General features: G+C 51.5%; 3 protein-coding genes. All 3 read right to left on the bottom strand.

What is annotated here, in order from left to right; genetic code table 11:
- On the bottom strand, positions 1-1,939 hold a 1,939-nt coding region (locus ACO6V1_RS21470), incomplete at its 3' end, for a DUF1601 domain-containing protein (RefSeq protein WP_422468442.1).
- Between the two features lie 140 nt (positions 1,940-2,079).
- Positions 2,080-5,349 carry a DUF1601 domain-containing protein gene (locus ACO6V1_RS21465; RefSeq protein WP_422468440.1) on the bottom strand — a complete coding sequence of 1,090 codons (3,270 nt, stop codon included), beginning with the start codon at positions 5,347-5,349 and terminating at the stop codon, positions 2,080-2,082.
- Positions 5,350-5,576: 227 nt separating this feature from the next.
- Positions 5,577-7,553 (bottom strand): DUF1601 domain-containing protein (locus tag ACO6V1_RS21460; protein ID WP_422468438.1); only part of this gene is annotated, 1,977 nt, incomplete at its 5' end.

The raw sequence follows: 7,553 nt of genomic DNA, 5'->3' as shown, positions 1-7,553 counted from the left end.
CGATTTCCTTTGGTTTAAATTCAGCTTTCTGTGCAGTCACGTGAGGCAACAGCGCGGCCAGAGCCCCGTTGAGTTCTGGAGTCCTGTCCTGCCCGTGGTCCACCAGTTTTGCCGTGGCCCACAGCAGGTTGGCGATACCCTGTGGTTCAAAATCAGCTTTCTGTGCCTTCATGATGGGCAATAGCGCGGCCACGCCCTCTTTGAGTTCTGCTGTCTGCTCCAGCCCGTTGTCCACCAGTTTTGCCATGGCCCACATCAGGTTGGTGATATGCTGGGCAATAAACTGGTCTTTTTGTCCGTTCACATGAGGCAACAGCGCGGCCACAGCCTCGTTGAACTCTGGTGTCCATTCCTGCCTGTTGTCCACCAGTTTCGCGATCGCCCACAGCAGGCTGGCGATTTGCTGAGGAATAAATTGTTCTTTCTGTGCATTCACGCCAAGCAGCAACGCGACCACGGCCTCTTTGAGTTCTGCTGTCTGATCCAGCCCGTTGTCCACCAGTTTTGCCATGGCCCATAGCAGGTTGGCGATACCCTGTGGTTTAAAGTTAGCTTTCTGTGCGTTCACGTGGGGCAATAGCACGGCTACGGCCTCGCTGAGATCTGTTGTCTGTTCCAGTCCGTTATCCACCAGTTTCGCCATGGCCCATAGCAGGTTGGCGATTCCCTGGGGGTTAAGTTGAGCTTTCTGTACGTTCACGTGGGGCAACAATGCAACCAGAGCCTCTTTGAGCCCTGGTGTTTGCTCCTGCCTGTGGTCCACCAGTTTTGCCATGGCCCAAAGAAGGTTGGCGATATCCTGCGCATTAAATAGGCCTTTCTGTGCGTTCACGCAGGGCAACAGCGCGGCTACAGCTTCTTTAAGCTCTGGTGTCTGCTCCAGCCCGTTGTCCACCAGTTTCGCCATGGCCCACAGCAGGTTGGCAATTTCCCTTGGTTTAAAGTCAGTTGTCTGTGCGTATACCTGGGGCAACAACGCGGCCACGGCCTTGTTGAGCTCTGGTGTTCGCTCCAGCCCGTGTTCAACCAGCTTTGTTATGGCCCACAGCAGGTTGGCGATTCCCTGTGGTTTAAAATTCGCTTTCTGTATGTTCACATGTGGCAACAGCACGGCCACGGCCTCATTGAGCCCTGGAGTCCGCTCCTGCCCGTTGACCGCCAGTTTCGCCATGGCCCACAGCAGGTTGGCGATCCCCTGAGCATTAAATTGATCTTTTTGTGCATTCACATGGGGCAACAGCGCGGCCAAAGCCTCGTTGAGCTCTGGTGTTCGCTCCTGCCCGCTGTCTACCAGTTTCGCCATGGCCCACAGCTGGTTGGCGATTCCCCAGGCATCAATGTCCCAGGCTTGAGGTTTTTGGTTGCACTTGAATATTATTGCATCAAGTAGCGTTGACAATAAGGCAACCTGAGTTTGCCTGACACGCTCATCCACGGGTTTATGAGGGGTAAAAACACCCGCTGAAGTAAATGAATGAAGTGTTGTTGTCAGGCTTCGCCAACTCCAACGCCGTGTGGCTGTATAATTTTGCAAAAAAAGCATCAGCTGGCTTTGTTCCGCTCGGGTTAAGGGGCTTTGAGAAGTTAACGTGTATCTTTTAATTGAATTGGCATATTGACTGTGATTTTTCCCATCATAGCGATGGCCGAGACGATCAGATTTACTCATCAGATCATCCACTACTTCCTGTTTGACGAGGGCATTGAAATCTTGAGCAGGGTTTACTGAACGGCACGGCAGGTTTTGGGCAAAATATGGGGCAGAAGAGTGGTAAAATTCATTACGTCCCGGAGTCGTGCGGGGGATGTTATCCCTCTTTCTGACGGTGGCATGTCTAAATTGTCCACGCCTTGAATAAGCGGCACGGTCATCCGGTTGGTGGTAATTATTACCGGATCCTGCGTATTGACCACCGATACCAGCAGAGCTTCTATGCATAGTTATATTTCATTAATTCATGAAAATATAAAAAGCAGACTGCTGTTCTGTTCAGAAGTTCATTTTGCTGAAATATCGATAAAACCACACGGTTGGGGATACTCATCTACTCCTGATGCCACCCATTCGTTATTGCCAAATCATGATACAGAATGACCCTGTGGCCCGATGCCTGCCCTGGCCTTTATCCGGTCAATATATAATTTCATTGAATCCTGATTCCGAAGCATGTTGGCCGGGATTTCAATGACTTCAAATCCTGATTTTTTCAGCAGAGCGATTTTCAGCAGAGTCGAACCATTCCTGGTTTTGAAATCAGCACTTGCGTAATGAGATGGTCCCTGAATTTCAATCACCATGTTGTGATCTGGCAGTAGCAGGTCAACCGGAGGCAACAAGTTCAGACACTTTTCTTCTTCAATCTTTAAAGAGGGAATGCATGATTGGAGTTGATCACGGAAATTGGATTGCGGTATTGAAATGGTTGTCTGGTAATGGGGGATGACCGGACACGTCCTGCCAAGCCAACTTGCGGCCATGGCCATGATGGATTGATCCTCTTCATTGTCGGGGGATGTATTTCCCAGGCGAGTAAACAGGTCATCCATGAGTTTTTCAAGCACATCATTATTTTTATTGGCAGTGGCGAGAGACAACCTGGCGCAGCATACCATGACGCCCCAGAGAGACATCAATAGGGTTTGCTGAGAGAGCCGGGGAGTTTCACGAATTTGGTAGACAAGCGATTCGCACGTGGTGGTAAACTCTTTCAGCTCAATGAGTTCACCCAGTTTGGCCACGGCCCACAGCAGGTTGGCGATACCCTGAGGATTAAATTGGTCCTTCAGTGCGTTCACGTGGGGCAACAGCGCAGCCACGACCTCGTTGAACTCTGGTGTCTGGTCCTGTCTGGTGTCCACCAGTTTCGCCATGGCCCAGAGCAGGTTGGTAATACCCTGAGCATTAAATTGGTCTTTCTGCGCCTTCACATGAGGCAACAGCACGGCCACAGCCTGGTTAAACTCCGGTGTTCGCTCCAGCCCGTTGTCCACCAGTTTCGCGATGGCCCACAGCAGGTTGGTGATATGCTGGGGAGTTAATTGGTCTTTCTGTGCGTTTACCATGGGCAACAGCACGGCCACAGCCTCGTAGAGCCGTGATGTTTGCTCCAGCCCGTTGTCCACCAGTTTCGCCATGGCCCACAGCAGGCTGGCGATATGCTTGGGAATAAATTGTTTTTCCTGTGGGTTCACGTGAATCAACAGTGCCGCCACGGCCTGGGTGAGCTCTGGTGTCCGGTCCTGTCCGTTGTCCACCAGTTTTGCCATGGACCACAGCAGGTTGGCAATATCCTGTGCATTAAATTGGCTTTTCTGAGCGTTCACATAAGGTAACAGCGCGGCCACGGTCCTTTCGAGTGCTGTTGTTCGCTCCTGTTTGTTGTCCACCAGTTTCGCCATGGCCCACAGCAGGTTGGCGATTTCCTTTGGTTTAAATTGAGCTTTTTGTGCCATCACGTGAGGCAACAGCGCGGCCAGAGCGCCGTTGAGCTCTGGCGTCCTTTCCTGCCCGTGGTCCACCAGTTTTGCCGTGGCCCACAGCAGGTTGGCGAGACCCTGTGGTTCAAAATCAGCTTTCTGTGCCTTCACGTTGGGCAATAGCGCGGCCACGCCCTCTTTGAGTTCTGCTGTCTGCTCCAGCCCGTTGTCCACCAGTTTTGCCATGGCCCACATCAGGTTGGTGATATACTGGGCCATAAACTGGTCTTTTTGTCCGTTCACATGGGGCAACAGCGTGGCCACAGCCTCGTTGAGTTCTGGTGTCCACTCCTGCCTGTTTTCCACCAGTTTCGCGATGGCCCATAGCAGGCTGGCGATTTGCTGAGGAATAAATGGTTCTTTCTGTGCGTTCACGCGAAGCAGCAACGCGGCCACGGCCTCTTTGAGTTCTGCTGTCTGATCCAGCCTGTTGTCCACCAGTTTTGCCATGGCCCACAGCAGGTTGGCGATACCCTGAGAATTAAATTGGTCCTTCTGTGCGTTCACGTGGGGCAATAGCACGGCGATGGTCTCGCTGAGATCGGTGGTCTGCTTTAGCCCGGTGTCCACCAGTTTTGCCATGGCCCACAGCAGGTTGACGATACCCTGTGGTTTAAAGTTGGTTTTTAGTGCGTTCAGCAATAGCACGGTTACGGCCTCGCTGAGATCTGTTGTCTGCTCCAGCCCGTGGTCCAGCAGTTTCGCCATGGCCCAGACAAGGTTGGTGATATCCTGCGCATTAAATAGGCCTTTCTGTGCGTTCACACAGGGCAACAGTGCGGCCACAGCTGCTTTAAGCTCTGGTGTCTGCTCCAGCCCGTTGTCCAACAGTTTCGCCATGGCCCACAGCAGGTTGGCAATTTCCCGTGGTTTAAAGTCAGTTTTCTGTGCGTTTACCTGGGGCAACAACGCAGCCAGGGCTTTGTTGAGTTCTGGTGTTCGCTCCTGTCCGTGTTCAACCAGTTTGGTTATGGCCCACAGCAGGCTGGCGATTCCCCATGGTTTAAAGTTCGCTTTCTGTAGGTTCACATGTGGCAACAGCGCAGCCACGGCTTCATTGATCCCCGGAGTCCGCTTCTGCCCGTTGACCACCAGTTTCGCCATGGCCCACAGCAGGTTGGTGATCCCCTGAGCATTAAATTGATCTTTTTGTGCGTTCACATGGGGCAACAACGCGGCCATAGCCTTGATGAGGCCTGGTGTTCGCTCCTGCCCACTGTCGACCAGTTTGGCCATGGCCCACAGCAGGTTGGTGATTCCCTGGGCATCAATATCCCACGCTGCAGCTTTTCGGTTGCACTTGAATACTATTGCATCAAACAGCGTTGACAATAAGGTGCCCTGAGTGTGCCTGACACGAACATCCACGGGTTTATGAGGGGTAAAAACACCCGCTGAAGTAAATGAATGAAGTGTTGTTGTCAGGCTTCGCCAACTCCAACGCCGTGTGGCGGTATAATCTTGCAAAAAAATCATCAGCTGGCTTTGTTCCGCTCGGGTTAAGGGGCTTTGCGAAGCTAATGTGTATCTCTTGATTGAATTGGCATATTGACTGTGATTTTTCCCATCATAACGATAACCGAAATGATCCGATTTACTCACCAGTTCATCCATTACTTCCTGTTTGATGAGGGCATGGAAATCTTGAGCAGGGTTTATTGAACGGCACGGCAGGTTTTGGGCAAAGTATGGGGCAGAAGCGTGGTAAAATTCATTACGCTCCGGAGTAGTGCGGGGGATATTATCTCTCTTTCTGACGTTGGCATGTCTATACTGTCCACGCTCTGAATAAGCGACATGGTTTTCCGGTTGATTGTAATTATTATCTGATCTTACGTATCTACCACTGATGCCAGCAGAGGTTCTATGCATAATTATATTTCATTAATTCATGAGAATATAAAAAGCAGACTGCTGCTCTGTTCAGAAGTTCATTTTGCTGCCACCGCAGTAGGGCAGTCTATTCTCGGACAGGCTCCTGGTGTCTCCGTTATTTTCAAATCATCCGGGGCAGGACGCATGGGTAACAGATATTCAACGCTGGCATTCTTTCCCGGGAATGTGCAAATGGTTCTTGAGTCATGATCGAAGGGCAGAAATTACTGGCTGTTTTTTCTCTTCCTCTTTGCTGGTTTGCCGATTTGCTCTTCTGAAGGTTCTTTGCCAGTCAAGTAACCATGATCTGAGGGTTGCCTGCCTTTATCAGCAGTAATGTATTCCTGATCTGCCCACCTTCTTTTAAGTGATACAGAGCCATGCTCCTGTGGCAGGATGCCTGCCCTGGTCTTTATTTGATCAATATATGGTTTCATTAAATCTTGATTCAAAAGCCTGTTAACCGGAATTTCAATGACCTCAAATCCTGCTTTTTGCAACAGTGCGATTTTCAGCAGAGTCGAACCATTTCTGGTGTTGAAATCACCACCCACATAATGAGAGGGGCCCTGAACTTCAATCACCATGTTGTGATCTGGCAGCAGCAGGTCAACCGGGGGTAATGAGTTCAGACTCTTTTCTTCTTCAATCTGCAAAGAGGGAACGCATGATTGGAGCTGATCGCGAAAGTCGGATTGACGTTTTGATACGGTAGTCTGGTAATGGGGGACGACTGGGGACGCTCTCCCAAGCCAACTTGCGGCCAGGGCAATGATGGATTGATCATCATCATTGTCGGGGAATGTATTTCCCAGGCGAGTAAACAGGTCATCCATGTGTTTTTCAAGCACATTATTTTTATTGGCAGTGGAGACCATAGACAACCTGGCACAGCACACCATTACTCCCCAGAGAGACAACAATATTGTTTGCTGAGAGAGCTGGGGGGTTTCACTGATTTTGTAGACAAGCGATTCGAACGTGGATGTAGCTACGTTCAGCTCAACGAGCTCACCCAGTTTCGCCATGGCCCACAGCAGGTTAGCGATTTCCTGTGGGTTAAAGTTAGCTTTCTGTGCGTTCACCTGGGGCAACAGCACGGTCACGGCCTTGTTGAGCTCAGGTGTCTGCTCATGCCCGTTGTCAACCAGTTTCGCCATAGCCCACAGTAGGTTAGCGATTTCCTGTGGAATAAATTGATCTTTCTGTGCACTCACGTGGGGTAATAGCGTGGCCACGGCTTCGTTGAGTTCTGGTGTCCACTCCTGCCCGTTGTCCACCAGTTTCGCCATGGCCCACAGCAGGTTGGCGATATGCTGAGGCGTACATCGGTCTTTCGGTGGGTTCACGTAGGGCAACAGCGCGGCCACGGCCCCTTTGAGACTTGGTGTCTGCTCCTGCCCGTTGTCCACCAGTTTCGCCGTGGCCCACAGCAGGTTGGCAATACCCTGGGCAGTAAATTGGTCTTTCTGTGCGTTCACTTGGGACAACAGCGCGGCGACGGACGCTTTGAGTCCTGGTGTCCGCTCCTGCCCGTTGTCCACCAGTTTCGCCATGGCCCACAGCAAGTTGGCGATATCCTGCGCATTAAATTGGCTTTTCTGTGCGTTCACATGAGGCAACAGCGCGGCCACGGCCTCATTGAACTCTGGCGTCTGTTTCTGCCCGTTGTCCACCAGTTTTGCCATGACCCACAGCAAGTTAGCGATTTCCTGTAGTTTAAATTGAGCTTTCTGTGTGTTTACGTATGGTAACAGCGCGGCCACGGCCTTTTTTAGCTCTGATATCCTATCCAGCCCGTTGTCCAGCAGTTTCGCCATGGCCCATAGCAGGTTGGCGATACTCTGGGCATTAAATTGGTGTTTCTGTGCGTTCACGAGGGGCAATAGCGCAGCCACGGCCTCGTTGAGCTCCGGTGTTCGCTCCTGCCCGCTGTCTACCAGTTTCGCCATAGCCCACAGCAGGCTGGTAATGCCCTGGGCATTAAATTGGCCTTTCTGTGCGTTCACGAGGGGCAACAGCTCGGCTATGGCTCCCTTGAAAACTGATGTCCGCTCTTGCCCGTTGTCCACCAGCTTCGCCATGGCCCACAGCAGGTTGGCGATATGCTGAGGTATAAATTGGTCTTTCTGTGCACTCGCAAGGGGTAACAGCACGGCCACGGCCCCTTTGAGCTCTGGTGTCTGCTGCTGCCCATTGTC

It is taken from the genome of Endozoicomonas sp. ALC013, from assembly GCF_049310205.1.
Lineage (GTDB): Bacteria > Pseudomonadota > Gammaproteobacteria > Pseudomonadales > Endozoicomonadaceae > Endozoicomonas.
Note: the sequence above shows the minus strand (reverse complement) of the source record. Positions and strands in the feature narration are given on the sequence as shown.

What these genes read in the sequence shown, in the direction of transcription:
- ACO6V1_RS21465 (WP_422468440.1), bottom strand. Translation starts at nt 5,349, where the DNA reads ATGCATAGAACCTCTGCTGGCATCAGTGGTAGATACGTAAGATCAGAT.